Below are 24,410 nucleotides of genomic sequence, written 5' to 3'. Positions count from 1 at the left end.
TATGTGTTACCTCTTAGCGATCCACGTCAGCCATAACCACGTCAATGGTCGCCAGATAAATGATTAAGTCAGATACCAAACTGCCGTTAATCACTGCAGGCATTTGCTGTAAGTGAGTAAAGGTCGGTGTACGAATACGAGTACGATAACTCATCGTCGATTTATCTGAAGTCAAGTAATACGTACTTGCACCTTTAACCACTTCAGTCATAAATGATGACTCGCCCGCTGGCATGACAGGACCCCATGAAACGCTCAAGAAGTGCGTAATCAAGGTTTCAATATCTTGTAATGTCTTATCTTTCGGTGGTGGAACAGCCAATGGATGATCCGCTTTATATGGACCAGAAGGCATGTTATCCAAACACTGTTGAATAATTTTTAACGACTCAGTAATTTCACGGAAGTGAACGAGTACACGTGCATATGCATCGCCTTCATACTCAACTGGCACATCAAAATCGAAGTTTTCATAGCCACTGTATGGACGATATTTACGAACGTCAAAATCGATACCTGTTGCACGTAAACCAGTACCAGTCACACCCCATGCGAGTGCAGACTTAGCATCGTACTGTGCAACGTTACGCGTACGACCAATAAACACAGAGTTTTTCAATGCTGCTGTGTAGTATTCGTTTAAGCGTTTAGGCATCCACTCTAGCAATTCTTTAACAAGTTTTTGCCAGTTATTTGGAAGATCGTGTGCTGTACCACCAATACGGAACCATGCTGGATGCATACGGTAACCCGTGATTGCTTCAACAATGTCGTAAACTTTTTGACGGTCTGCGAACATATAGAATACTGGTGTCATACCACCGGCATCCTGAATTGCTGTACCACAGAACAACAAGTGGTTATTAATACGGAACAATTCGTTCAACATGACACGAATGACCTGAGCACGTTCAGGAACTTTAATTCCTGCCATTTGCTCTACAGCCATGACATACGGCATATTTTGAGCACAACCACCTAAGTAGTCGACACGGTCAGTATAAGGAATGAAAGAATGCCATGTTTGACGTTCAGCCATCTTTTCCACACCACGGTGGTGATAACCGATATCAGGAACACAGTCCTTCACTTCTTCACCATCTAACTGCAATACAACACGGAACGCACCATGTGCAGATGGATGGTTAGGACCCAAGTTCAGGAACATAAAGTCTTCGTCAGCGTTACCACGCTTAAGACCCCAGTCTTCTGGCACAAAACGTAAGTGCTCTTGTTCAAAGTCTTGTTTCGCTTTGTCTTGCATGTACGGCGTATATTCTGTCGCACGTGCTGAATATTCCTTACGTAACGGATGACCTTCCCAATACGTTGGCAACAAAATACGACGGAGCATTGGATGCCCTTCGAAATTGATACCGAACATATCGTAAGCTTCACGTTCATACCAGTTGGCATTTGGCCAGATATTGGTCGCTGTCGGAAGGTTAAGATCATTTTCGTTCAAGGCAACCTTGATACGAATGTCACTATTACGCTCAAGCGATAATAAATGATAGAACACAGTGAAGTCAGATGCTGGTAAACCATCACGATGAACACGTAAACGTTCATCCATCGCAGATAAGTCAAACAACATTACATATGGACGTTCCACTTTACGTAGGAACATAAGGACTTCTTGCACGCGTGCGCGCTCAACCCAGACTGTTGGAAACTCTTCAAAAGTCGCCTGCACGTAAAAGTTCTCACCAAATTTGGTTTTGAGTTCTTCTACGATTGCAAATGCTGGGCGTGAATCAACTGGTGTTGACTCTGGCATAGCAATGTCAGTTTCAGCCATTGGCTTGGCTTCCTATTTAATACAAATTCTGTCAATTTTCTCGATGAACATATCGGTTAGATATGTCAAAGCACCGTCAAAAAATTATTTAATCTCATCCATAGAGCGTAAGTTTTTAACGGCAATACGCTGCGCATTCTTACGGTCACGTTCTGGCATCATCTTTGGCTTATACACTGGCTGAAGATCATCACCGATCACGGCAGAAAGCGGGCGTCGCTCTAATTGAATCTGGTCTTGTAAAAGCATTAAAGCTTGAATTAATGCTTCAGGACGAGGCGGACAACCTGGGACGTACACGTCAACAGGAATAATTTTGTCTACACCTTGAACTACTGAATAGATGTCGTACATACCTCCAGAGTTTGCACAAGCACCCATCGAGATGACCCATTTAGGCTCTAACATCTGTTCATATAGACGCTGAATAACTGGTGCCATTTTTACGAAACAGGTCCCTGCAACAATCATCAAATCAGCTTGACGAGGTGAAGCACGGATAACCTCTGCGCCGAAACGTGACAAGTCATGCACACCTGTTAGGGTGGTTGCATACTCGACGTAACAACATGAGGTACCAAAGTTAAATGGCCACAAGGAGTTTTTACGCCCCCAGTTTACTGCTGTATGCAAGACATCCTCTAAACGAGTCATGAATACGTTTTTATTCACTTCCTCTTCTAATGGATCTGTCACGATTTGACGTTCTTGCAATGGGTATTGATCAGCATCCGGATTCGCGCGGGTCAGAGTATATTTCATCCCGACTTACTCCTTTTCAGATGACAATGCAGGTGTAGTTTTTGACTTAACACGACCTGATGATTGAGCTGGAATCTGGCCTGTAGGGTCAGTTACGAGCTCTTCAATAGAGTTAAAGCGTGTAATTTCAGCAATGTTCATTGTTGGTGAACCGATTTTAATCGTCTCACCTGCTGATTTACGGCGATCTGCTGGTGACCAACTTAAAGCACCTACAGAGAAGGCATAAACAAGCGCAATCAATAAATCAACGACAAAGATCACGACAGTGGTATATCCCAACCACCCTACTTCACGCACAGAAGTAGACCATGCATAGAGGTAAAGTGCCTCTAAGTCGAAGACAACAAAGAAAATTGCAACTAAATAGAACTTTGCAGACAGGCGAATGCGAGCGCCACCAGCACTCACGACACCCGATTCAAACTGCTCTTGCTTAGCACGCCCCCACGATTTCCCCCCGAGGAGTAAGGGAACTGTGAGCATAAAGACGCAAAGAAATGTAACGCCGATCACGAAGGCGATAATCGCCCAGTCGTATGGAGTAATGGCACTCATGCGGGGATAACTCCTGGCAGGCCTATTATTTAACAAAGAATGTATGTATTGGCCTTCAAATACACCAAACACAAAATTAATCCCGCCAATTGTACCTGATTTCTAATTTCGCATGCTAGTTGAAGCGTCTTAGTCTTTCGGATGATTTTCTAGGTAAAACTATTCTTCTATGGGTTGTAAGGGGGGTTTCACCGCACATAATCGGTTTATTTAATAGTTTTTTTGTTTATGATGATTTTTTTCATTTTTTAATTTTAGATTAATTACACAGTTCTTCGACTATTAAGTTTTTATAACTTACTTTTTTATAATATTAGTTTGTTTTTTATTGTATTCAACTTCCCCTCTGAATTATGATGAATGTTTAGTCATGCATAATATTTTATTACTCTTGGATAAGAGTGTTTATCATTAAGGGCAGCTGATGCCATACTCACTTCGTGAATTTTCATTTCTCTCTTCTTTAAAAATTTTTCTCCTTTTTGGCTTCATTATTACGGTATGTTGTTTTATTGGTATCGCCTCTCGACCGCTGAGTTTTCTCGCGTTTTTTTGGCCTGCCAACTCTGTTTTACTCGGTTTACTTATTCGCTTTCCCAGTACTCGGCGGCCAAGCACTTTTTTAGGTGCTTACGCAGGCTATGTCCTTGCCGACCTAATTCAGGGCACACCCTTTGCTCTTACACTGATTTTAACCACATCTAACTTTATTTATGTGGTTACCACTTTCGCACTGTATATGTTTTTTAACCAGCATATTAAAGCTGCGTATCGAGGTTATTCTTATCTTTTTTTATTTGGCCTGTGCGGAATTGGTAGCTTAATCGGCGCATTATTTGCAGCAACCTTCGTGCCTATGTTTAACACAAAATTTATGCTCGGCAATTTGTGGGATGAGTTTGGCTACTGGTTTACCTCTGAGTTGCAAAATGCCCTACTTCTTTTGCCGATCATATTAAACCTCCCCTACTATAGTCAGATGAAGCAGTATTTTTCAAGAAATCGTGGTTTGCAATTTATCGACATATTACCTTTCTTGGCAGTCATTATCTCTATAGCAGCCAGTTATTATGACTCTGGTCCAGGTTCCTTGCTTTACCCGATTGCAGCACTCATCTGGTGCGCTATTCGCTACAAACCAATTATTGTTGCACTCATTACGACCTTTACCAGTGCCTATATTATCTATCATGTTTCTGGACACTACCTTTTACTCTATCCAAACGAATATTTAAGCAATACCATCTCAATCCGTATTGGGTTAATCATGATGACGATTGCCCCTCTTACCGTCTCTAGCATTAGTGTTTTGCATTCAGATTTAATTCAGAAACTTCAACATGCCATTGCACATGATGAGTTAACGTCTAGCCTTACTCGGCGTCAGTTTTTACAGTCAGTCAGACTCCTTCAAGAAAAGGTATATAAGGAAAATAAAACCTCTGCTTTTTTCATGCTTGATGTAGACCATTTCAAACAAGTTAATGACAACTATGGGCACCAAATAGGTGACCGTGCACTACAAACCTGTGTCACCACCATTCAAAATATTTTGCACCCTCATGACTTGTTAGGCCGCTTTGGAGGTGAAGAGTTTGCAATTTTCATTGCAGATACAACCAAGGAGAGTGCCTTTGACCTTGCAGAACAAATACGAATTAAAATTAGTCAGCAACCGATTTATATTTATGGAAAATTACCAATTTTCATACAAGTCAGTATTGGCATAAGTTTATATTCCCCATCTTCTCATAGAGCGATTGAAAGTTTATTTAAAGAAGCAGATGACGCGTTATATCAAGCAAAACGCCAAGGGCGCAATCGGGTTTTTATATCTTTATAGGTTTCCATTTAATCATCTAGTGTAATGAATTTTATACAATATCCTATATTTTGCCATGTATGCTAATAACAGATAATAAGGAGAAAAATGCATGACTCTAGAATATACGCACAAACCAAACTACTACTTGTTTGCACAACTACTGGTGCGACATATAGAAAGCTATATTCACAAACATCCAGATGCTAACAATGCAATTTTTGACTTGCGAGATGTCTATGAAATATTTAGGCAGGATTTTGCGTCAACCACAACAAACCTAGAAGGTATTTTGCATATTGCGGATGAATATAAAATAGAAACGATTAATGGAGATCAACCTCTTATTCAAAAATACCAGATTGATGCAAAAAATAATTCATTACTGATCGACTTTAATTCCGATGCGTTAACCAGCTTAAGAAGTGGAAAACCTATTTTGGAACCAGATGCGACTCAATTATAAATAATGCAATAAAAAAGCACCTTATAGAGGTGCTTTTTTATTGGCTTTTAAAGGAGGTTCTTTAAAGCGTTTTGCAGGCCATGTCATAATGAAGCGGGCTCCACCTAAAGTAGGACTTTCATCTACTTTAATTTCACCGCCGAACCAGTAAGCAATACGACTTACGATAGATAATCCTAAACCATAGCCACCCGACGCACGTGTACGGCTATCATCTAAACGTGCAAAGGCTTCAAATACTCTTTGACGATCTTGTTCCGGAATTCCGGCACCATCATCTTCAACACAAACAAAGGCCATGCCATCGCTGTGAATACCACCTGTAATTCGAACTTTGTTATCACAATAACGAACAGCATTACCTACTAGATTTTGAACAACCCGATGTAAATAACGACGCTCTGCATCCACCTTCACATAAAGAGGAGGAGCAACAAGTTCAATTTCTTTTTGCGTTTTTAAGGCTTCAGTTTCTACAGCCACCTGATCTAATACATCAAATAAAATAATTTCAGCAAAATCTAATGAAGGTGTACCCTGCTCTAGTTTTGCATAAGTCATGATTTCATCAATTAAGGTATTAAGCGCCTCAATGTCTTTATCAATCATATCGACCTGATGCATACGATGATTGTAATCATCTTCTTCTGCCAACATCTCTGTACCAAAGCGGATACGGGCAACTGGCGTTCTTAGTTCATGAGATACCGCTCTCATCAACTCGCGCTGAGCCTCGATTAAACGCTGAATATGATCAGACATATTGTTATAACTTGATGCCAAGTTTGCCATTTCATCACTTCCTTCAATAGGAACACGCAATGACAAATCGCCAGACTTCATTCGGTTTAACGCATAACGCACTTGGCGAATTTTACGTTCTAACGGCAAGATCAACCCATAAACACCTAAACTCAGTAAGAATAGGCTAAATAAGGTAATTCCGGCAGAAAGCTGTAGCGGCATCCAGTTAAACATTGGAACCGGTCCAAGCACTAGAACTTGCGCAGGATGATTTGGTATTGGAGATACGATTGAAATGGTTGTGCCACGCATTGTTGCACTATCTTTGTACAACATGACACTTTGGTCTTGGCGTAACCGGCCAATTTGTTCAGAGTCCAGATTAACATCTTGAATATTGTAGATATTAATTGGATATGAGAAATGCTTTTGAATCTTAGCAAGATATTCTTGTTCTTGCCCCGGATAAAACATTAAATAATCAAGTACAAAAATAGGAAGAGCCTTCATTTGGCGCTCACTAATTTTGTCCACTTTTATTGATAAAAAGTGCTGAGGATCATCACGTAAGCCAATAATAATATACGCAATACTATTACTGGCATCGTAACGGACAACAGACTTTTGAGCTTCGATCCGTTTTTTCTCGGTACGAGATAACTCAACCTTGCTCGCATCAGTATAGTAGATTGGAAGTTCTAATAAATCTGATGCATCTGAAACCCAGTCTATTTTCTGTTGCTTCCCCGGTTGTCGAGCGACTCCCTCACTAATGACATAAGAAATACCATCAGTTAAAGATTCTCGGTATTCTTGTGCCCGTTGATAGTTGATAATTTGTACAAGCAAATAACCAAAAACGGCAACCAAAACAACAAGAATTACCAATCCCGCATATATTCGCAGGAATATGCTGTGTTTAAACACTCGACCAACCTTATAGGAAGTTTATGCAGATCTTATAACCCATTGGTTTCTTTAACGAACAAGTAACCTTTACTACGTACTGTTTTAATACGCTTTGGATTTTCAGGATCATCGCCAATTTTTGGACGAATACGTGAGATACGGACATCGATTGAACGGTCCTGACCATCGTATTCAATACCGCGTAAACGCTCGAAGATATCTTCACGCGATAAGATACGGCCAGCATTCGATGCAAGCAACCATAATAGGTCATATTCTGCGCTAGTGAAATCAACAAGCTCACCATGCAGCGTTACTGAACGGCCGCCATTATCAATCACAAGGTCATCAAACTCGATACGTTGTGCAACTTCGTCTTCTACAGTTTTATCTGTACGACGTAATAACGCACGGATACGGGCTAAAAGTACACGTGGCTGAACTGGTTTAGCGACATAGTCATCCGCTCCCATTTCAAGGCCAAGTACCTGATCCATATCTTCTGTACGTGCAGTCAACATAAGAATCGGTTGATGATAATGTGGACGAACTTCACGGCAAACGGTTAAGCCATCGGCACCCGGCAACATGACATCCAAGACCACTAGGTCTGGTTGTTCACTAATAATACGACGAATTGCACGGTTACCATCAGTTTCTACACCAACTTCCAAGCCGTTGCGGATTAAATACTCTTGAGTTAATCGTGCTAAACGCTCGTCGTCTTCAACGATCAGAATCTTTGGTAACTTTTCTTCTTGGCTCATATCATTGCCCCTATAAATCTCATTACATGCATCTTAAAAATCTTGCAGATACATTCGCTTATAATTTGCAATATACACACGTTTACATTGTAAACAAGTAGGCGTTCACCAAACTGATACATGACAACCATGTTTTGTTTCATTTTATTAATCTTTGAATTTTCACGTGTTTTTAACATTTAGTTATTGTTATTAAATTTAATATTCTATTCATATTTCCAATGTATGAATATTAAACAAATTATTTCTTTAACGACTTTAATTGTATTTAAGTGCTTGTTTTTTGAGTTATCCACAAAGTTATCTATAAGTGTTTTATAATAGCTTTGCTATGCTATCTCCCATCAAATCATACAGATAAAAAATTACTAAAAAGTCAAGATTGATCTACTATGAAAAATCCCGTATCTTGTGTTCAAAATAAACTTTAACTACTAAGTCTTGTGTTTATCCCTCAAACATCGTGGCATACTTTTTGCTCGGTTCAAACGGTCTATAAACATAACAAAAGTGACAATGGAGCTATGCTGGCATGAGCGTAATTACTTCGACTCCCGGTCAAATTCAGGTGATCAAACGCACTGGAGATGTTGCTGCATTTGATGCAGAGAAAATTTCTGTTGCGATTGGTAAAGCTTTTCTTGCTGTGGAAGGTCAACAGAGTTCGGATTCAAGCCGTATTCACGACCGTATTACCCAACTAACGGAAATGGTATTCAACACTTTCGCCCGTCGTTTACCATCGGGCGGTACGATTCATATTGAAGAAATTCAAGATCAGGTTGAACTTGCTTTAATGCGTACGGGAGAACAGAAAGTTGCCCGCGCTTACGTGATTTACCGCGAACAACGTACTACTGCTCGTCAGCAAACGAACTCAAACCACCATCCTACGTTACAAGTGACCGATGCAAACGGTCAGCTTCAACCACTTGATTTAAGTGCATTGCAAGCAACTGTAGCTAAAGCAGCTGAAGGCTTGGAAGGTATTGACGTTCAGGCTATTGTCGATGAAACCGTTAAAAACTTATATAACGGCGTAAAAGAGACTGATATTGCTACCACAATGATGATGGCAACACGTACTCGTATTGAACAAGAACCAAACTACACTTACGTGACTGCACGTTTGCTCTCAAGTGAATTAGTGAGCACAGGTTTAGCGTTCTTAGGCTTACCTACAGATACTCCTGAAAACACTGCACTCGAAGCCTTTTTGAAAAAAGGTGTTGAGCTTGACTTGCTTTCACCGGACTTACTTGATTTCGATTTAGAGAAACTGGCAGCAGCAATTCAGCCAGAACGCTCTAATCAGTTTACCTATTTAGGTTTACAGACTTTATTTGACCGTTACTTCATTCACTCAAACGGCGTTCGCTTCGAATTACCACAATTATTCTTCATGCGTGTGTCGATGGGTCTTGCTTTAAATGAGCAAAATAAAGAAGAACGTGCAATCGAGTTCTATAACTTATTGTCTAGCTTCGACTACATGGCTTCTACGCCTACCCTGTTTAACTCAGGTACATTACGTCCACAGCTTTCTAGTTGTTACTTAACAACTATTGGCGATGACCTCTATGACATTTATGGCGCAATGCGTGACAACGCAATGCTTTCTAAATGGGCTGGTGGTTTAGGTAATGACTGGACACCTGTACGTGCCTTGAACTCTTACATTAAGGGTACAAACGGTAAGTCTCAGGGTGTAGTTCCATTCTTGAAAGTTGCGAACGATACAGCCGTTGCAGTAAACCAAGGTGGTAAGCGTAAAGGTGCAGTTTGTGCATACTTAGAAACTTGGCACTTAGACATCGAAGAGTTTTTAGAACTTCGTAAAAACACAGGTGATGACCGCCGCCGTACACACGACATGAACACTGCGAACTGGGTTCCAGACTTGTTTATGCAACGTGTATTTGAAGATGGTGAATGGACATTATTTACCCCTTCTGAAACTCCAGACTTGCACGACTTAACTGGTGCTGAATTTGCTGAGCGTTATGCTTACTATGAGTCTGTAGCGAAAGAAACAAACATGCTACACAAGAAAGTACGTGCTAAAGACTTATGGCGCAAAATGCTTTCTATGTTGTTCGAAACTGGTCACCCGTGGATTACATTCAAAGATGTATGTAACTTACGTTCGCCACAACAACATGTTGGTGTAGTTCACTCATCTAACTTATGTACTGAAATTACCTTGAATACAAATCAAGACGAAATTGCAGTATGTAACTTGGGCTCGATCAACCTTGTACAACACGTTCAAGGTGGTGTGTTAGACCGTGAGAAGTTAGCTCGCACAATTAAGACAGCAGTGCGTATGCTCGATAACGTAATCGACATTAACTACTACGCTGTACCACAAGCGAAAAACTCTAACTTGAAACACCGCCCTGTGGGTATGGGTATCATGGGCTTCCAAGATGCTCTATATGAAATGAACATGGCTTACGGTTCAGACGCTGCTATTGATTTTGCTGATGAATCAATGGAAGTGATTAGCTACTACGCAATTGAAACTTCAAGTAACTTGGCTGTTGAACGTGGTGCTTACTCAACATTCAAAGGTTCATTATGGGATCAAGGTATCCTTCCAATCGACTCTTTGGAAATTGTTGCGAAATCTCGTCCAGAACGTATGTTCGAAGTTGACCGTACTCAACGTTTAGACTGGGACACGTTACGTGCCAAAGTTCAAAAAGACGGTATGCGTAACTCAAACGTGATGGCTATTGCTCCTACTGCAACCATCTCTAACATTTGTGGTGTTTCTCAGTCTATTGAGCCAACATTCCAGAACTTATATGTGAAATCTAACTTGTCTGGTGAGTTCACTGTCATTAACCCTTACCTCGTTCGTGCATTAAAAGATCGTGGTCTTTGGGACACAGTGATGGTTAATGACTTGAAACACTTTGAAGGTTCAGTACAAAAAATTGCTCGTATTCCTGAAGAATTAAAAGCAATCTTTGCTACTGCGTTTGAAGTAGATACACGTTGGATCGTTGATGCTGCATCACGCCGTCAAAAATGGATTGATCAAGCTCAGTCGCTTAACCTTTACATCGCTGGTGCGAATGGTAAGAAACTTGACATCACTTACAAGATGGCATGGTTACGTGGTCTTAAGACGACTTATTACCTCCGAGCTTTAGGCGCAACTTCTGCTGAAAAATCTACAATCAACACAGGTGCTTTAAACGCAGTTAAACCTGCGACTGTTGAAGCGGCTCCGGTTGCTGCTCCTGTTGTAGAAGCGAAAAAACCAGAAGCTGTTGAAGAAGATGGTTTTACCCAAGCAGCTCCAGTTCCAATGGCTTGTTCAATCGACAACCCTGATTGTGAAGCTTGCCAATAACATTCAATAAAACTGCTCTTTTTCACTAAAGAGCAGTTTTAAAAGAGGTAAAGATTATGCTTTCTCATCTCAGCCATAACTATATGCTTGGTGTTGGAGTTTTAATCTTTGCCTTTCTTTTCTTTTATATACCATTGATTTACGCATTTTTCACAATACGTAAGCAACAGCGTAAGCAAAATAAGTTGTAGGGAGTAGAGACCAGAGGCACAAAATTTGGTCATACATCAATAAAACTTAATTTTGTTTACACATTAAAAGCGTATAGTAGCGACATCTTCGTTTTAGAGATGTCAAATATAGATATACACAACGAAGAGAGAACAAAAATGTCTATCCTTAGTTGGGACGATTTTGAAGATGATTCGCAAAAACCGGCTGCACCTGAACACAAGTCTACGTCCGTCCAATCGGAAAAAACGACTACTTCGCAGAATGTATCTTCTGCGGAGTCATCATCGCAGAGCTTGGCAACTTCACAATCCGCTGGAACCCATTCCGTCCGACCAACAGTTGCCTCCGATACGGTGGCTAGAGCCTCTGCAGCCTTAGAACATTTAGATGTTGCTCCTGGCCTTGAAGAGCTAGAAATGGGCGCACAACGTGTTCAAGTTGACGACAAAGCCATGATTAACTGTCGTGCAGACTTGAATCAGCTTGTTCCATTTAAATATGAGTGGGCTTGGCAGAAATATCTTGACGGGTGTGCAAACCACTGGATGCCGCAAGAAGTAAACATGAACCTCGACATCGCGCTTTGGAAGTCTGAAAACGGCTTAACTGAAGATGAGCGTACGATCGTTATGCGTTCTTTAGGCTTCTTCTCGACTGCTGACTCTTTGGTTGCAAACAACTTGGTATTGGCAATTTACCGCCACATTACTAACCCTGAATGCCGTCAGTACATCTTACGTCAAGCATTTGAAGAAGCGATTCACACTCACGCTTACCAATACTGTATCGAATCTTTAGGTATGGACGAAGGCGAAGTCTTCAACATGTACCGTGAAGTTCCATCTGTTGCGCGTAAAGCAGCATGGGGATTGAAATATACTCAATCTTTAACAGATCCTAATTTCCACACAGGCACACCTGAAAACGACCAACGTTTACTTCGTAACTTGATCGCGTTCTACTGTGTTCTTGAAGGGATCTTCTTCTACTGTGGCTTTACTCAAATTTTGAGTATGGGTCGTCGTAACAAGATGAACGGTGTTGCTGAGCAGTTCCAATACATCTTGCGTGATGAGTCTATGCACTTGAACTTTGGTATCGACATGATTAACCAAATCAAGATTGAGAACCCTCACCTTTGGAGCGCTGAGTTCCAACAAGAAGTGGTTCAAATGATTGTTGAAGGCACAATGCTTGAAATCGAATATGCGCGTGACACTATGCCACGTGGTGTATTAGGTATGAACGCAAGCATGATGGAAGAATATTTGAAATTCATCTGTAACCGTCGTTTAGCGCAGCTTGGTTTACCAGAGCAATTTGCTGGTGTAACCAACCCATTTGCGTGGATGTCTGAGATGATGGACTTGCGTAAAGAGAAGAACTTCTTCGAAACTCGCGTAACTGACTACCAAACTGGTGGTGCGTTAAGCTGGTAAGTTTAAGCATTATCATCAAGTGACACATAAAGTGTCATTGATAAAAAAACCGCCACAAGTTGGCGGTTTTTCTTTACTTGAGTTTTAAAATATTCCTACACTTCAACACCACACCTAGTTTTTTATTTCACAGCCTGATTCTAATATTATGATAAAAATGTAATTTTTTGCCTGATGGTTTTCTAGTTAAAATGGTAATCTAATAATATATATATACATATAACGAACAGGAAATAAAAATGAATTTATGTGATAAAAATTACTTAAGCAATGTTATGACTGTCGTTGATAGTATTTATCAAAAAATTAATGATAAAACTGTAATTTATCTTGAAGGTGGACATTTTAGTCATAATTTTGGTGCAGATGATTTTGCAATTAATACATTAAATGATGCCATAGCACTTGGCTCAATGATTATAAAAAAATATCAAAGAGACATTAAGCTCACTTATGGCATTTTAATTGATGATCTGGGTTTAGCTTGTTCAGAAGAGAGTTGTACAATTTTACCAACAGAAACTAAGCAAGATTCAACAAGATCAGAATTACCTAGCGAACTGGAATCTATTTTATCGAATAGCAAACTGATTAAACGAGATAAAGTACTTATTTTTTCTGAACGAACCAGTAAAAACAGAGCAATTGATAGTATCAAAAAAATAATTAAAAAAGATGAGAGTCCTTTTATTTTCAATGAAGAAGAAACCCATACTGAAATTAAATTAATAGATCAAAATCATTCGTTTGTTATGGCACGTCGCCAAGGGCATACATTTACAGCAAAATGTCCTGCCATTATGTCTCAACACTACAAAGATGTTCTGACTAAAGTTAAACAACGATTTTCTGATGTGACCAATATTATCATTATTGATTGGTCTGATCTTTCAGACAAAACCAAGGTGACCCAAGGGCGCTTTGCACTTTCTGCAATCAAAGATTGTAATCAAGACATCAATCATTCAATTATTAATATATTTTTTGGTGATGATACGGGGGAAATTGCAGAAGTAAATCACGAAATTCATCTTATCTAAAAAATACCTAAATCAAAATATATAAAGCTTGAGTATAACAATGATTTATCTTGACTATAATGCGACAACGCCGATTGATCCCGACGTTTTGTCAACAATGACAGCTTGCTTTCACGACTACTTTGCAAACTCTGCTTCTGTCAGTCATCACGAGGGAATCAAAGCATATCATCATTTAGAAAAATGTAGAGCCACAGTTGCTCAAATGATTGATGCTGACCCAAATCACATTATATTTAACTCAGGTGCATCTGAGGCAAACAACACTGTTATTCGCGCTGTTGTGGATTATTATAAACCTCAAGGGACTGTGCATATTATTACAAGCAGCATAGAACATAAATGTCTGATTAATATTTGCGAACACCTCAAGCAACGTGAGGATGTAGAAGTTACTTACTTACCTGTTGATAAATCTGGAAAAGTTTGTATTCAAGCATTGAAAACAGCTTTACAACCCAATACACGCCTCATTTCTATCATGGCTGCAAATAACGAAACAGGAACGCTTCAGCCGCTTCAAGAAATCAGCCAAATTGCACATGACCATCATATTTTATTTCATACCGATGCGGCTCAATGGATTGGAAAACTCCCCTTTTCTGTTAAAGATATTAAACCTAATTTCGTAAGTATTTCAGCACATAAGTTTTATGGCCCTAAAGGTGTGGGCGTGTTGTACTGTAATCAGCAGGATATCATTTTGAATTCTCCACTTATTCATGGTGGCGGACAAGAATCGGGTATGCGAAGTGGAACAGCCAATTTACCTGGAATAGCAGGTATGGCAAAAGCGGCTGAACTCTTTATTGCTTTACATGAAGACAATATTGCACAGCAAAGACAGCTCAAAACATATCTTCTTAAAAAATTGCGACAGTTTTTTCCTTATGCCATTGTGAATGGCTGTGAAAAACAAAGCCTTCCTAATACAATTAATTTTTCTTTGCCAATGGTTAAATCAAGTACATTACTCAAAAAACTCAAAATGAAAGTTGCTTTAAGTAGTGCATCGGCCTGTCTTTCATCTGAGCAAAAGCCTAGTCATGTACTTAGTGCTATGGGGCTTGATGATGAAATTAGTCAAAGCGCAATTCGTTTAAGTTTTGGAAATAGGACAACTTTAGAAGATCTAGATACCGCTTTAGATTTAATCTACACCACATATGAAAGATTAAAAGAGCACTAAGTGATTAAAAATAAAAAAATTGTTGCTGAGCTCTTATTATTAACTGTTGCTGCTGGATGGGGAATTGGCTTTCCTGTCATGAAATTAGCCATCAATGAATATCCAGTTTCTACAGTTTTGGCATTACGGTTTATTTTAGCTGCAATTTTACTATTTCCTTTTGCAATGAAAGACCTTTCAAGAATTGAAACTAAAACACTTTTTTCAGGTATATTTTTGGGTTTTCTTTTAAGTCTTTCTTTTATTTTTTTAATATTTGGTCTAGAGCTCACGACTGCATCAAATACCGGTTTTCTGGCGGGGTTAAGTGTAATCTGGGTATTAATTTTAACAAGCATTATTGCTTATAAACTCCCCTCATTGGAGATTGTTATAGCCACACTACTTGGTCTTATCGGGATATATGTGATGTCCGATATGCAAGACTGGGTATTACAAAAGGGAGAACTTCTAGTTATTTTAGGTTCTATTTTTTCAGCTATACATATTATTGCCATTGATAAAATTCAATCCCAGCAGCAAAACAGTGTGGTATTGACAATTTTGCAGCTTATTACAACCGCAGTTGTGATGTCATGTGTTGTTAATTTTACAGGTCATAATATTATTCCCACCACATGGAATTTTAATTTAATTACTGCTTTATTTATTACAGCGATTTTCTCAACCATAATTGCTTTTTGGGTACAAACCAATTATCAATCTTACACTACCCCTAATAGAGCCGTATTAATCTATAACCTAGAACCAGTGTTTGCAGCAATTTTTGCAATGTGGTTACTTCAAGAACAGTTACATTTTAATATGATAGTGGGTGGTTCTCTGATTTTAGTTGGTATGTGTTTACCTGTTTTTATAAAACAAAATAGATTATTAACCTAAATTCTAAATAAATGATGATGTAATCAAAAAACACTACAAATATAGTGAATGACAACGACACCACCAATAATGGCAATACTTCAGGAAACCAGTTAACTAACCAACTTTTAAATGCTTTACCAACAGTCTAATTTATTGGTAAATACCTCAGTGGTTTAGAAGGCACCTTTCAAATCTTGTATTTGCAAGATGTTTTTATTTAGAGAACATTTCACGGTAATACTTAAAAACACTCATATTTATAGATCATTAAGCTAGTAAGCTTAAGTATTGTATTCCTTTTTAAAGTAACTGAAAGCCATAAAAAATGATCTCTTCATTACTCGCAAGACGTCACAATTTCTTAAATAGAATCAATCTTTTCCCGAGTACAAAACTGAGCCAACTAAAACCGCTTGCCCTGCAATGCTGACATGTAATATTGAATTTATTTTCTCAACTGTCACTAAAACCCGCCCCGGTTTTTGTATTGCGAGGCCTTGATAACCCCAATAAGTTACTTTCTGGTCACATTCGATTAAATCATGGTGAACAAGGTACGCTCCCGCTGGACCATTTGCATTACCAGTTACAGGATCTTCATTAATACCGATTGCAGGTGCGAACATTCGACCATAAGTAATAGGTTCTTGCTTACTACCTTCCAAGACAAATGGGAAAAAACCATTGCAACCTATTTCAGCGCTAATCGCTTTCAATTTTTCATTGTTTGGAATTAATCCATCAAGCTTACTTCTGCTCAGCATGGGCACCATCACCTTGGAATGCCCAGTCGTGACAACTTGTATTGGCAAGTCAGCAAAATCACTTTCTCTCACACCCAGCGCATTTGCAAGTTCAGTCCGTTGACTCGCATTAAAAGGTGGTAAAAACTCTACGCGACCTTGAGTCATTTTCACCAATAACTCTTCAGGACTTCCAAATATTGAAACGGGTAAATCACCAGCCCCCGTTTTTGCGATTAATGGATAGTCTGAGTGGTGACCTGTAGTTGCACGTAAAAAATGAGTAGCAATCGTCGCATGCCCACAGATAGGGACTTCATTTGTAGGGGTAAAATATCGAACATGTATGTCATGACTTTGATCTTTTGGTGATAAAACAAAGGCAGTTTCTGAATACCCTGCGAATGCAGCAATATCTTGCATCTCTTGAGTTGTAAGATGGTCAGCCTCTAAAACAACTCCCGCTCGATTTCCTGTATTTGGTCTGGTGGTAAATGCATCAACCACATAAATGGTCGTCATGGCCCAACTCCTTTGTTATTAACATTGTGATCTTAGAAATAGCTCCCGCCATAACCAGAAAATCTTATTTAATTGCAGCAACACATATCACAGCTCTAAAAAGTTTATAGTCGCCTCATATAATGAGTTTTGAGTCCCTGTAGTGGTTGTTTGAATTGTATAAATCTAAACATCGGGGATACTATAGTTTTTATTGCAAACGCATTTTTTAAATATGGAAAGGTATGAACTGGGACGATACTAAAATTTTATTAGCTATAGGGCGGACTAGTGGGTTGAGCCGCAGTGCAAAATTGCTTGGTATTAGTGTTTCTACCGTACATCGCAGAGCCGCTGAACTGGAGAAAAGTCTTAATGCGATTCTTTTTTCTCGAGACAGTGATGGCTATACACTCACCCACGTTGGAAAACATTTTTTTTCTTTGGCTGAAAAAGCAGAAGAGCATTTAATAGCGATGGAGCGTTACAACGATCAAGGACAACAATCACTGTTCCGCATTGCTTTACCTGAGTTAATCGGGCAGCAGTTGCTTCAGTCAAAGCTAACAGCATTGCAATTGAAGCATCCAGATTTACAATTAGAAATCTCAACGAGTGTCGTTCCTGTTGATTTTTCCCGACGGGAAGCTGACATTATTCTTCGACTTGTTCGTCCAGAAAGTGGGCGCTACATTATTCGACGTCTTGGCCAATTAGAGTATGGGCTTTATTGTAGTAAAGATTATCTCGCCAGTTTCACAGAGCGGGCTGAAATGGATGAGGATTTACTGAATCATCGTATAATTGGTTGGGACAGAAGTCTTCAATATACTTTCTTAGCACAATGGATGCGTGAACTCACTCAAGATGCAGCTCCTGCTTTGTCTTTTGATAACATGCACTCGCAACTACGAGCAGTCATTGAAGGACAAGGAGTTACAGCCCTGCCTTGTTTTGTTGCAAAGGCTTCGGGTTTAGTACCAATACCTGAGCAAACTTTAAAACAAGATGTGTGGTTAATGCGTCATTTAGATACTAAGGATAGTGACTATTCAACGTTGATTAGTGAAACGATTGAAAAAGAACTACAAGAATATCTGTTGTGATAAAAATTATCTTTTATTCTAATCTTTAAGTTAAATCCAAATAACCAAATACAGCTTTTTCAACGCGCTGCTGTAAATAATTTAAATCATTTTCCCCTGCTATGCCTGCCGCGTTAATCATCCCTTTACTTAAAGCAATCACATCTTGTGCGGCTGTCTGTGCATGTGAAATGCCAGAACGTATAAAAAGATCAGAAATTATGGTTTCAAGTTCGTGTTGAAGCTCATTTTCTTCAATGTCTTTTCCAATCAGTTCAGAAGAAAATTCTAATGTTCGAGCTAACTGCGGACGGCTCAATTGATGTTGCACAGCAGCTTGGATGATGAGCTTTAGTTTTTCTTTTAAGTCTGCGGCTTCATGTTGCTGTATGGCTTCAACTATACGTTTTGAAAGCTCAGCTCGCTCACGTCGAATTAACTCGACTATTAAGGCATCTTTAGAGGGAAAGTATTGATATAGGCTACCAATGCTTACGCCAGCAAGCTCGGCCACGGCATTTGTGTTAAATCCAGCAAAGCCTAATGACTCTAAAATGCGAGCAGCCGCCTCTAAAATAGCTTCAAATGTAGCAACTGAGCGGGCTTGACGCGGGCGTTTTCGTGGGTCTGGAAGAGTTTCTGACATGAGCTGAAATGCGAGTACTTAATGTGAGTAATCACTCATATACTGAATGAGTCATATTGATATGACAAGCAAATACTGTCTTTTTCAGTTGAGCTTCAACTCGGCTCAGTCATGGAGTGGTTATGTCTAGAACCTATACTTTTTTTGTTCACTTAAGAGCTTTACCTGCTTGGTTGGCTTTAGCTCGTGAAAAGCGGGCTGAGTTTAGTGCACAGAAGCTTGAACCTATTTTTGAGAAGTACTCGACTGTAAAAGTTCGTTGGTATGACGTTGAAGCGTTTAGCACTAAAGCGAGTGATATTGCTGTGTTTGAGACCACATCTCTGCAAGATTATTATTTTGTGATTGATGCGATTCGAGACTCTGAGTTTTGTACAGTGCCCTACTTTGAGTTTGTAGAGATTATTCCTGCAATTGAAGATGGGTATGTGGAGTATGAAGGTTCTTTATAGAAGTTGTGGCGATTTTATTTAGATTTACACAGCCAATATAAAAAATAGTCACGAAATAAAAATAAATCTTTTTATTAGGCTACTCTCTATTTTAAAAAAAACATCTTGGATCAACAGTAATGGCACAATAAATAAAAAAAGTAATAACTAAGCCAACTATACCCACCAAGTTAATAGTATTTAATATTTTCTTTTGGGTACTTATACGGTTAAATACATCTTCAAAGGGAGATTTCCCTTCTCTTACAATCTTTTTATATACAACGGGACTATCAATTTTAAATTTATTGTCTTTTCTTACTATCTCGGTTTCTAAACCCATTAATGATTCTTTCTGATTTTTTATTAAAAACCACAAAATAACTACAAAAATTAAAACTCCAATAAAAATACCAGTATTTAAGCAAAACTGATAAATTGCATTATAGTCAACCTGCTTTTGAGTTTTAAATTGTGTAGCCACAATTACAGTTGCTATAGGAATTCCTAATATTTGATTCTGGATATCGGTAATAACTTTATGTATTTTTACTTGCTCTTCAAGTTTAGCATTCTCAATCTCATTTCTTAATTTCTCATATGAAAAATCTGATGAAAATACTGCATAATCATGATCCAGTGTTTCAAAGATATTCTTTAATCCACTCAAAAGTTTTTCGAATCTAAATTTTTCTGTTTCATTTTTACAATAATTAACGATAGCTTTAGAAAAAATTGTCCGCTTTTGGGTTTCATGGATATTTTCTATAATAAAACTTTCAATTTTATTTATACTGGCAACATCTAAACTTCTTAAAACAGTAGAATTATAGAAAACTTCTAACTCCATATTTTCTGGTTGCAAAAAAAGAAATCTTGAAAATGATGAATCTACAAAAGCTGCTGACTTTCCTAATAGCTCCAGAAATCTTAGAAGAGCTTCATAATTTTTTATTATTTCAGGTTTATTAGCATCACTTGAGTCAAATTTCAAATCTATAATAAAATACTTTTTAGTATTTCTAGATTTAAAAAAGCTATTACTACAGAGTTGATCTATATTATTAAAAATATGACCAAAGTCAATCGAACGTGGTAAACGATGATAAAATTTATAGGTTTGATTTAGAATAACAGGCTCAATCCCTATTTGAGACCAGCCTGTATTTTCAGAATCAAATGCTAGTATTAAACTTTGAACGAGCGAAGGCGAATCAACCGTAATTTGACCTTTAGAAAAATTTTCTTGGAAAAAAGCTTTCTTATATAAATCTATAAGTTGTGCCCGATTAATCTGGCTCATGATCGTCTATACCTTGCACCTCTTTTGCAAATTTTTCCTTTTCCAAAGGATCAGTAATTTCAATTATTAATTGTCCTCTTTCAACATTATAGTCGACACCATGCCTAAAAGCTTCTCTTGATAACTTTAAGTTCCAATAAGGTGTTTTAGACTGAATTTCAACGAGTTTTTTTAATGTTCTACCATCAGGAATGAAACCGTCATTTATCTTAAAATCATCAGAAACCAAATAACCTCTCAACTTTTCAGGCTCTTCTGGCATTAAATGATTAGCGAGATGTTCTAGAAAAATCGGAGTCTTAGCTTTCGAAGCTGACTGTAAGAAATCAAATGCTTTAGAAGTTGTTTCATTTCTTGCTTCATAGTTAAAATTTTCAACTTCCAAAAATGCATTGATAGCAGATATAAGTTTATTACTTTCATCTACATTTGAGTTTGTATATTCACAACCAAGAAATTCTTTAAAGTATGTAGATTCTCTAGCAGCTCTAATAAAGCTAACATATTTATCTTTGCTATCTTTCCATTGCGTTAGATTTATACGACCAGCATGACGTAATTTAGTTAGATCAATATATACAGATGGTTTGACCTGAAATGTTTCATCAATTGAAGCGCCTGTAATTTCATTTACTACAGCGACAGCAAAGTTAAGGTTATTGTTATAATTATATAAACACATAACAACCCAACCTTCAGTTGCAGAAGTATTTTTTGCTTTTGCAACTAAATGATCTAGTACTCTTATTGATAAATCATAGAAACCAGATTGATCATTGATAATATCTGTCTCATCTAAGTAACGTGAAATAGGATAATTATCCTGATCTTCAGAAAAATTACCAAAAGTTCTTCCACCCTGATCCACATAACGTTTGTTTAAAGTATCCATTAGTTTCTGAATAGAATCATTAATTTCTAGAAGTGCATTCCCTTCTTCTTTTTCTAATTTTTTATCATCTCCTGTTCTAATTAATTTATGAACAATAAAAGCCAATATTTCACACGACATAAAAATTTCCTCAAAAAATATATAATTTTAAAGTTTTCTAAATTGTAGAAAAATTCTAGCAATCAATAAATACAAATCCATAGAGAAGCGACAGCTTGTGACGCTGCAGTTGTTTGGCAACAAACTCTAGATTTACTGATATCTCAATACAGCAAGAATTATACTAAAATTTAATTAAAAAACAAAATGTTATAAATAAATTAAAATTTAAAAAAACATTTTCAGTTATATAAATATATTCTAATTTGAATCAATCATTATTAAAAACAATAATATTTATGCAGATAAAGCTTATTAAAATCTATAGATGGATATTTTAAAATTTATTTTACATCCCAATTAAAATATTATATTACAATAAATAATTCAATTTAAAATCCAAAAATTGACAAATACTTATAAAAATAGCGAGTAATAATAGATTAAATTATTGCCATATAGTTTAATTTATTATTAAATACTCTTTTAATTAAAAATATCGATACAATGAAAGTTAATACAACATTATACCCTCAGTATTTAGCAAGTGAATTTATCGTAGCATTTATATCATCAATATTTACATTATCAATTACATATTACTTTGATGGATCATCTGGAGTGATAAAAATTTTAGATAGTGCCAATGGAAAATATAGTTTTACCAATCTTATAGCTTTAGGTATTTTATTTATTATTAGTATTATACTTTTTGTGATATATCGCTTATTTAATCCTTGGAATAAACCTATTTATAAGAGAGTCGGAAATAGTTTATATGATCTTAATTTGAGCCTCCTGCGAGTAGGAGGAGGTTTTCTAGTAGCCTTTCCTTTTCTATATATATTTACAGATGGCTTTGACTCAGCATTAATTAAATTCTTCTTTTTTGGCTTTTGCGCTTTAGCTGAGGCTGCAGGCTTTTCTTTAGTTAGAGATAGCATTGAGCCACGTTTAGATAGACCTATCCAATATAGAAAATAAATATATTAAATAAGAGGCTCTGTCCTCTTATTTAACTTTCATCCTAAAGAATAAAACTTCTATCCCCCCAAAACCTTTCCAACACCACATCCCGTTCATCCAAACTGTTAGAGCTTAGAACCTGTAGCATCAAGCCATCAATTAGGTTTAAAACCATGTTGGCATCGAGATTAAATGCATTGGTTTCCAGACTAAAGACCAGATCAAAAAGCTCTCGAAGTAGCCATTTTCGATATTCAACGGCCACGCGGTAAGCGCTTGGATAAAGCTGTTTTATTTCAAAAATAGCCTTAAACAATAGATGGTAAAGGCTATTTACATCGACATGTAAGCGCACAATTTCTTTGAGTTTATCGCTTGGTTTTGAGTAACGGTGTGAATAGACAATTGCGAGTACTTCTTCTTTCAGTCGGCTTTTTTGAAAGCTTATGCATGTTTCAACAAGGCGTTCTTTTGAGTGAAAGTAGTTATAAAGCGTGGCTTTGGGAATTTTAGTTTCTTTGGCAATCAGGTCTACGCCTGCATTATGGAACCCATGCGTCGTAAAGAGTTGGATGGCAGTTTGAACAACCTGTAATTTTTTTGAAGCCGTTTCTAAAGTTGGCATAGTTTTACCTTTTTAAATTCTTGTTGTTTCTAAATGAGATAAAAAGCCTGTGCCCTTTCTGGGAGAAAAAAAGGCACAGCAAAGCCGTAAGACGGTGCTTGGCACATCTCAAGTTTTGTTATTGCTAAGTTTTAAGTAAAAATGACTTAAAGCCTGAAAACCTTATGGTATTCAAGCTGCTTTAAATTTTTAAGTGGTGTCGTTATAGCTTTTGGCAATGAGTGCCAAGAAATGATGGATGTGCATAGCCAACTCCTGATTTTGGGAGTTCTGCCAGAGCATTCATTTGGAATTATGGTGGCAGAACGAAAGAGGGTTGACAGACTGGCTTCAAGAACCCAGCACGCACGAAGGCGTCCCCCTTCCGTCCTACCGCTACAAAAGAGGGACGAGTGGGTCTACATCAAAAAAACAAGTTTTTTCAATGTACTTGAAGATCAGCCTGTCAAAGCCGGCTGGCAATGTGGCCAGCACGCAAAGCATAATCTGAGAGTTTAGATGTGTCAATGTAGCTTTTATACCAAGCTTTTAAATTTCTTATTGTTTTTCATTAGATTAACTTAATTATTATTTTATATATTATATTTAATGGTATTTTTATAATTAAATGACAAACTTATTCTGCTTATTATTCATTTTCATGTTTAAGTTTTAAAATGACAGTACAAAACGGAAAGTCGGTTTAAGCGATTTCCGTCTGTCCCACTTGGTGATAAGCACGGTTAAAGTAAACCAAACTTTGGTCATGCTCACTTTGTTTAATCGCCACAATCGGACAAATAAGAATGGTGTGTGTGCCGACTTGTTGAATTTGTTCAATCTCGCAATCGAAACTGACCAAAGCATCGTCTAGCACAGGTGAACCTGTTTCTAACTCAATCCATTCGCCATGATTAAAGCGTTCTTCTGGTGTGAGCTTAGATGAAAATGCTTTTGAAATATGTTCGTGGTGGGCGCCCAAAACATTCACAGTTAAGATTTTGTTATCTAGAAAATGTGCATGTGAACTCGCAGATTGGTTCATACAGACCAATAATGTTGGCGGTGTGTCTGTCACACTACAAACAGCAGAGGCAGTAAATCCAAAACGACCAGTCATGCCTGCCGTGGTCACAACGCTAACTGCACTTGTGAGTAAAGACATTGCATTTCTAAAGTCTGTTGCTTGAACCATGACATTATTCCTAAATTTGAACCGTACCTTTTCCTGTGTGTTTTGC

The 24,410-nt window shown here is 37.8% G+C and carries 23 protein-coding genes; 11 read left to right on the top strand and 12 right to left on the bottom strand.

Annotated elements, in window-relative coordinates; all coding sequences use genetic code 11:
- Positions 1-13 precede the first annotated feature (13 nt).
- The 3 genes from nuoC to ndhC form a co-directional block, all read right to left on the bottom strand.
- Positions 14-1,801, bottom strand: coding sequence for an NADH-quinone oxidoreductase subunit C/D (nuoC, locus tag I5515_RS14565; protein WP_016139137.1), 1,788 nt, complete (start codon positions 1,799-1,801; stop codon positions 14-16).
- Positions 1,802-1,885: 84 nt separating this feature from the next.
- Complete coding sequence (locus tag I5515_RS14560; protein WP_002050353.1) at positions 1,886-2,563, bottom strand: NuoB/complex I 20 kDa subunit family protein; 678 nt, start codon at positions 2,561-2,563, stop codon at positions 1,886-1,888.
- A gap of 6 nt (positions 2,564-2,569) precedes the next feature.
- Complete coding sequence (gene ndhC / locus I5515_RS14555) at positions 2,570-3,121, bottom strand: NADH-quinone oxidoreductase subunit A (RefSeq protein ID WP_016139138.1); 552 nt, start codon at positions 3,119-3,121, stop codon at positions 2,570-2,572.
- Positions 3,122-3,545: 424 nt separating this feature from the next.
- Here ndhC and I5515_RS14550 point away from each other — a divergent pair, with 424 nt between their 5' ends.
- Both I5515_RS14550 and I5515_RS14545 read left to right on the top strand, forming a co-directional pair.
- Positions 3,546-4,964: a GGDEF domain-containing protein gene (locus I5515_RS14550; RefSeq protein ID WP_199968104.1), complete on the top strand. Its 1,419-nt coding sequence runs from the start codon at positions 3,546-3,548 to the stop codon at positions 4,962-4,964.
- A gap of 91 nt (positions 4,965-5,055) precedes the next feature.
- The gene (locus I5515_RS14545; RefSeq protein ID WP_016139140.1) at positions 5,056-5,409 is read left to right on the top strand and encodes a hypothetical protein; all 354 of its coding nucleotides are present in this window, start codon (positions 5,056-5,058) and stop codon (positions 5,407-5,409) included.
- Positions 5,410-5,430: 21 nt separating this feature from the next.
- Here the strand turns inward: I5515_RS14545 and bfmS are convergent, their stop codons facing one another.
- Genes bfmS through I5515_RS14530 form a run of 3 tightly spaced genes read right to left on the bottom strand, consistent with a single transcriptional unit; the run spans position 5,431 to position 8,008 of the window.
- A complete protein-coding gene (gene bfmS, locus I5515_RS14540; protein ID WP_199968103.1) occupies positions 5,431-7,080 on the bottom strand; it encodes a sensor histidine kinase BfmS in 1,650 nt (549 codons plus the stop codon).
- Positions 7,081-7,112: 32 nt separating this feature from the next.
- Positions 7,113-7,829: a response regulator transcription factor BfmR gene (gene bfmR, locus I5515_RS14535; protein WP_003653488.1), complete on the bottom strand. Its 717-nt coding sequence runs from the start codon at positions 7,827-7,829 to the stop codon at positions 7,113-7,115.
- A complete protein-coding gene (locus I5515_RS14530; RefSeq protein ID WP_199968102.1) occupies positions 7,826-8,008 on the bottom strand; it encodes a hypothetical protein in 183 nt (60 codons plus the stop codon). Before I5515_RS14530 ends, bfmR begins: the two co-directional genes overlap by 4 nt.
- Positions 8,009-8,361: 353 nt before the next feature.
- On the opposite strand from I5515_RS14530, the gene I5515_RS14525 reads away from it, so the two are divergent.
- From I5515_RS14525 to I5515_RS17640, 6 genes are all read left to right on the top strand, one after another.
- Positions 8,362-11,193, top strand: a complete 2,832-nt coding sequence (locus I5515_RS14525; protein ID WP_199968101.1) for a ribonucleoside-diphosphate reductase subunit alpha — start codon at positions 8,362-8,364, stop codon at positions 11,191-11,193.
- Between the two features lie 56 nt (positions 11,194-11,249).
- The gene (locus I5515_RS14520; RefSeq protein WP_016139143.1) at positions 11,250-11,384 is read left to right on the top strand and encodes a hypothetical protein; all 135 of its coding nucleotides are present in this window, start codon (positions 11,250-11,252) and stop codon (positions 11,382-11,384) included.
- Between the two features lie 138 nt (positions 11,385-11,522).
- Positions 11,523-12,806, top strand: coding sequence for a ribonucleotide-diphosphate reductase subunit beta (locus I5515_RS14515; RefSeq protein ID WP_199968100.1), 1,284 nt, complete (start codon positions 11,523-11,525; stop codon positions 12,804-12,806).
- Positions 12,807-13,045: 239 nt separating this feature from the next.
- Positions 13,046-13,846 carry a hypothetical protein gene (locus I5515_RS14510; protein WP_199968097.1) on the top strand — a complete coding sequence of 267 codons (801 nt, stop codon included), beginning with the start codon at positions 13,046-13,048 and terminating at the stop codon, positions 13,844-13,846.
- A gap of 40 nt (positions 13,847-13,886) precedes the next feature.
- Positions 13,887-15,035 carry a cysteine desulfurase family protein gene (locus tag I5515_RS14505; RefSeq protein WP_199968096.1) on the top strand — a complete coding sequence of 383 codons (1,149 nt, stop codon included), beginning with the start codon at positions 13,887-13,889 and terminating at the stop codon, positions 15,033-15,035.
- Positions 15,036-15,917 carry a DMT family transporter gene (locus I5515_RS17640; protein ID WP_199968095.1) on the top strand — a complete coding sequence of 294 codons (882 nt, stop codon included), beginning with the start codon at positions 15,036-15,038 and terminating at the stop codon, positions 15,915-15,917. It abuts the gene before it with no gap.
- A 353-nt stretch (positions 15,918-16,270) separates the two neighbouring features.
- On the opposite strand, the gene I5515_RS14495 is transcribed toward I5515_RS17640, so the two are convergent.
- Positions 16,271-17,164, bottom strand: a complete 894-nt coding sequence (locus tag I5515_RS14495; RefSeq protein ID WP_199968094.1) for a PhzF family isomerase — start codon at positions 17,162-17,164, stop codon at positions 16,271-16,273.
- Positions 17,165-17,388: 224 nt separating this feature from the next.
- Between I5515_RS14495 and I5515_RS14490 the strand changes: the two genes are divergently transcribed.
- A complete protein-coding gene (locus I5515_RS14490) occupies positions 17,389-18,249 on the top strand; it encodes a LysR family transcriptional regulator (protein ID WP_199968093.1) in 861 nt (286 codons plus the stop codon).
- 25 nt (positions 18,250-18,274) lie between these two features.
- Here I5515_RS14490 and I5515_RS14485 read toward each other — a convergent pair whose 3' ends face one another.
- Positions 18,275-18,874 carry a TetR/AcrR family transcriptional regulator gene (locus I5515_RS14485; RefSeq protein WP_199968092.1) on the bottom strand — a complete coding sequence of 200 codons (600 nt, stop codon included), beginning with the start codon at positions 18,872-18,874 and terminating at the stop codon, positions 18,275-18,277.
- A gap of 122 nt (positions 18,875-18,996) precedes the next feature.
- On the opposite strand from I5515_RS14485, the gene I5515_RS14480 reads away from it, so the two are divergent.
- Positions 18,997-19,326 carry a darcynin family protein gene (locus I5515_RS14480; protein ID WP_199968091.1) on the top strand — a complete coding sequence of 110 codons (330 nt, stop codon included), beginning with the start codon at positions 18,997-18,999 and terminating at the stop codon, positions 19,324-19,326.
- A 91-nt stretch (positions 19,327-19,417) separates the two neighbouring features.
- Here the strand turns inward: I5515_RS14480 and I5515_RS14475 are convergent, their stop codons facing one another.
- Both I5515_RS14475 and I5515_RS14470 read right to left on the bottom strand, forming a co-directional pair.
- Positions 19,418-20,608 (bottom strand): hypothetical protein, encoded by a 1,191-nt coding sequence (locus tag I5515_RS14475; RefSeq protein ID WP_199968089.1) that lies wholly within the window; start codon positions 20,606-20,608, stop codon positions 19,418-19,420.
- Positions 20,595-21,620: a nucleoid-associated protein gene (locus I5515_RS14470; RefSeq protein ID WP_001277571.1), complete on the bottom strand. Its 1,026-nt coding sequence runs from the start codon at positions 21,618-21,620 to the stop codon at positions 20,595-20,597. The genes I5515_RS14475 and I5515_RS14470 overlap by 14 nt, the downstream gene beginning before the upstream one ends.
- Before the next feature lie 486 nt (positions 21,621-22,106).
- Here I5515_RS14470 and I5515_RS14465 point away from each other — a divergent pair, with 486 nt between their 5' ends.
- Positions 22,107-22,583, top strand: coding sequence for a hypothetical protein (locus I5515_RS14465; protein WP_199968087.1), 477 nt, complete (start codon positions 22,107-22,109; stop codon positions 22,581-22,583).
- Between the two features lie 43 nt (positions 22,584-22,626).
- On the opposite strand, the gene I5515_RS14460 is transcribed toward I5515_RS14465, so the two are convergent.
- Both I5515_RS14460 and I5515_RS14455 read right to left on the bottom strand, forming a co-directional pair.
- Complete coding sequence (locus I5515_RS14460; protein WP_199968085.1) at positions 22,627-23,190, bottom strand: TetR/AcrR family transcriptional regulator; 564 nt, start codon at positions 23,188-23,190, stop codon at positions 22,627-22,629.
- Between the two features lie 682 nt (positions 23,191-23,872).
- Positions 23,873-24,364 (bottom strand): flavin reductase, encoded by a 492-nt coding sequence (locus I5515_RS14455; RefSeq protein ID WP_199968084.1) that lies wholly within the window; start codon positions 24,362-24,364, stop codon positions 23,873-23,875.
- Positions 24,365-24,410 lie beyond the last annotated feature (46 nt).

This window comes from Acinetobacter calcoaceticus (assembly GCF_016508255.1).
Lineage (GTDB): Bacteria > Pseudomonadota > Gammaproteobacteria > Pseudomonadales > Moraxellaceae > Acinetobacter > Acinetobacter calcoaceticus_E.
This window is presented reverse-complemented; position numbering and strand designations above follow the sequence as displayed.

Excerpts from the sequence above, each read along its gene's own strand:
- nuoC (WP_016139137.1), bottom strand. The coding sequence starts at position 1,801 with ATGGCTGAAACTGACATTGCTATGCCAGAGTCAACACCAGTTGATTCA.
- I5515_RS14560 (WP_002050353.1), bottom strand. The coding sequence starts at position 2,563 with ATGAAATATACTCTGACCCGCGCGAATCCGGATGCTGATCAATACCCA.
- ndhC (WP_016139138.1), bottom strand. The coding sequence starts at position 3,121 with ATGAGTGCCATTACTCCATACGACTGGGCGATTATCGCCTTCGTGATC.
- I5515_RS14550 (WP_199968104.1), top strand. The coding sequence starts at position 3,546 with ATGCCATACTCACTTCGTGAATTTTCATTTCTCTCTTCTTTAAAAATT.
- I5515_RS14545 (WP_016139140.1), top strand. The coding sequence starts at position 5,056 with ATGACTCTAGAATATACGCACAAACCAAACTACTACTTGTTTGCACAA.
- bfmR (WP_003653488.1), bottom strand. The coding sequence starts at position 7,829 with ATGAGCCAAGAAGAAAAGTTACCAAAGATTCTGATCGTTGAAGACGAC.
- I5515_RS14530 (WP_199968102.1), bottom strand. The coding sequence starts at position 8,008 with ATGTTAAAAACACGTGAAAATTCAAAGATTAATAAAATGAAACAAAAC.
- I5515_RS14525 (WP_199968101.1), top strand. The coding sequence starts at position 8,362 with ATGAGCGTAATTACTTCGACTCCCGGTCAAATTCAGGTGATCAAACGC.
- I5515_RS14520 (WP_016139143.1), top strand. The coding sequence starts at position 11,250 with ATGCTTTCTCATCTCAGCCATAACTATATGCTTGGTGTTGGAGTTTTA.
- I5515_RS14515 (WP_199968100.1), top strand. The coding sequence starts at position 11,523 with ATGTCTATCCTTAGTTGGGACGATTTTGAAGATGATTCGCAAAAACCG.
- I5515_RS14510 (WP_199968097.1), top strand. The coding sequence starts at position 13,046 with ATGAATTTATGTGATAAAAATTACTTAAGCAATGTTATGACTGTCGTT.
- I5515_RS14505 (WP_199968096.1), top strand. The coding sequence starts at position 13,887 with ATGATTTATCTTGACTATAATGCGACAACGCCGATTGATCCCGACGTT.
- I5515_RS14495 (WP_199968094.1), bottom strand. The coding sequence starts at position 17,164 with ATGACGACCATTTATGTGGTTGATGCATTTACCACCAGACCAAATACA.
- I5515_RS14490 (WP_199968093.1), top strand. The coding sequence starts at position 17,389 with ATGAACTGGGACGATACTAAAATTTTATTAGCTATAGGGCGGACTAGT.
- I5515_RS14485 (WP_199968092.1), bottom strand. The coding sequence starts at position 18,874 with ATGTCAGAAACTCTTCCAGACCCACGAAAACGCCCGCGTCAAGCCCGC.
- I5515_RS14480 (WP_199968091.1), top strand. The coding sequence starts at position 18,997 with ATGTCTAGAACCTATACTTTTTTTGTTCACTTAAGAGCTTTACCTGCT.
- I5515_RS14475 (WP_199968089.1), bottom strand. The coding sequence starts at position 20,608 with ATGAGCCAGATTAATCGGGCACAACTTATAGATTTATATAAGAAAGCT.
- I5515_RS14470 (WP_001277571.1), bottom strand. The coding sequence starts at position 21,620 with ATGTCGTGTGAAATATTGGCTTTTATTGTTCATAAATTAATTAGAACA.
- I5515_RS14465 (WP_199968087.1), top strand. The coding sequence starts at position 22,107 with ATGAAAGTTAATACAACATTATACCCTCAGTATTTAGCAAGTGAATTT.
- I5515_RS14460 (WP_199968085.1), bottom strand. The coding sequence starts at position 23,190 with ATGCCAACTTTAGAAACGGCTTCAAAAAAATTACAGGTTGTTCAAACT.
- I5515_RS14455 (WP_199968084.1), bottom strand. The coding sequence starts at position 24,364 with ATGGTTCAAGCAACAGACTTTAGAAATGCAATGTCTTTACTCACAAGT.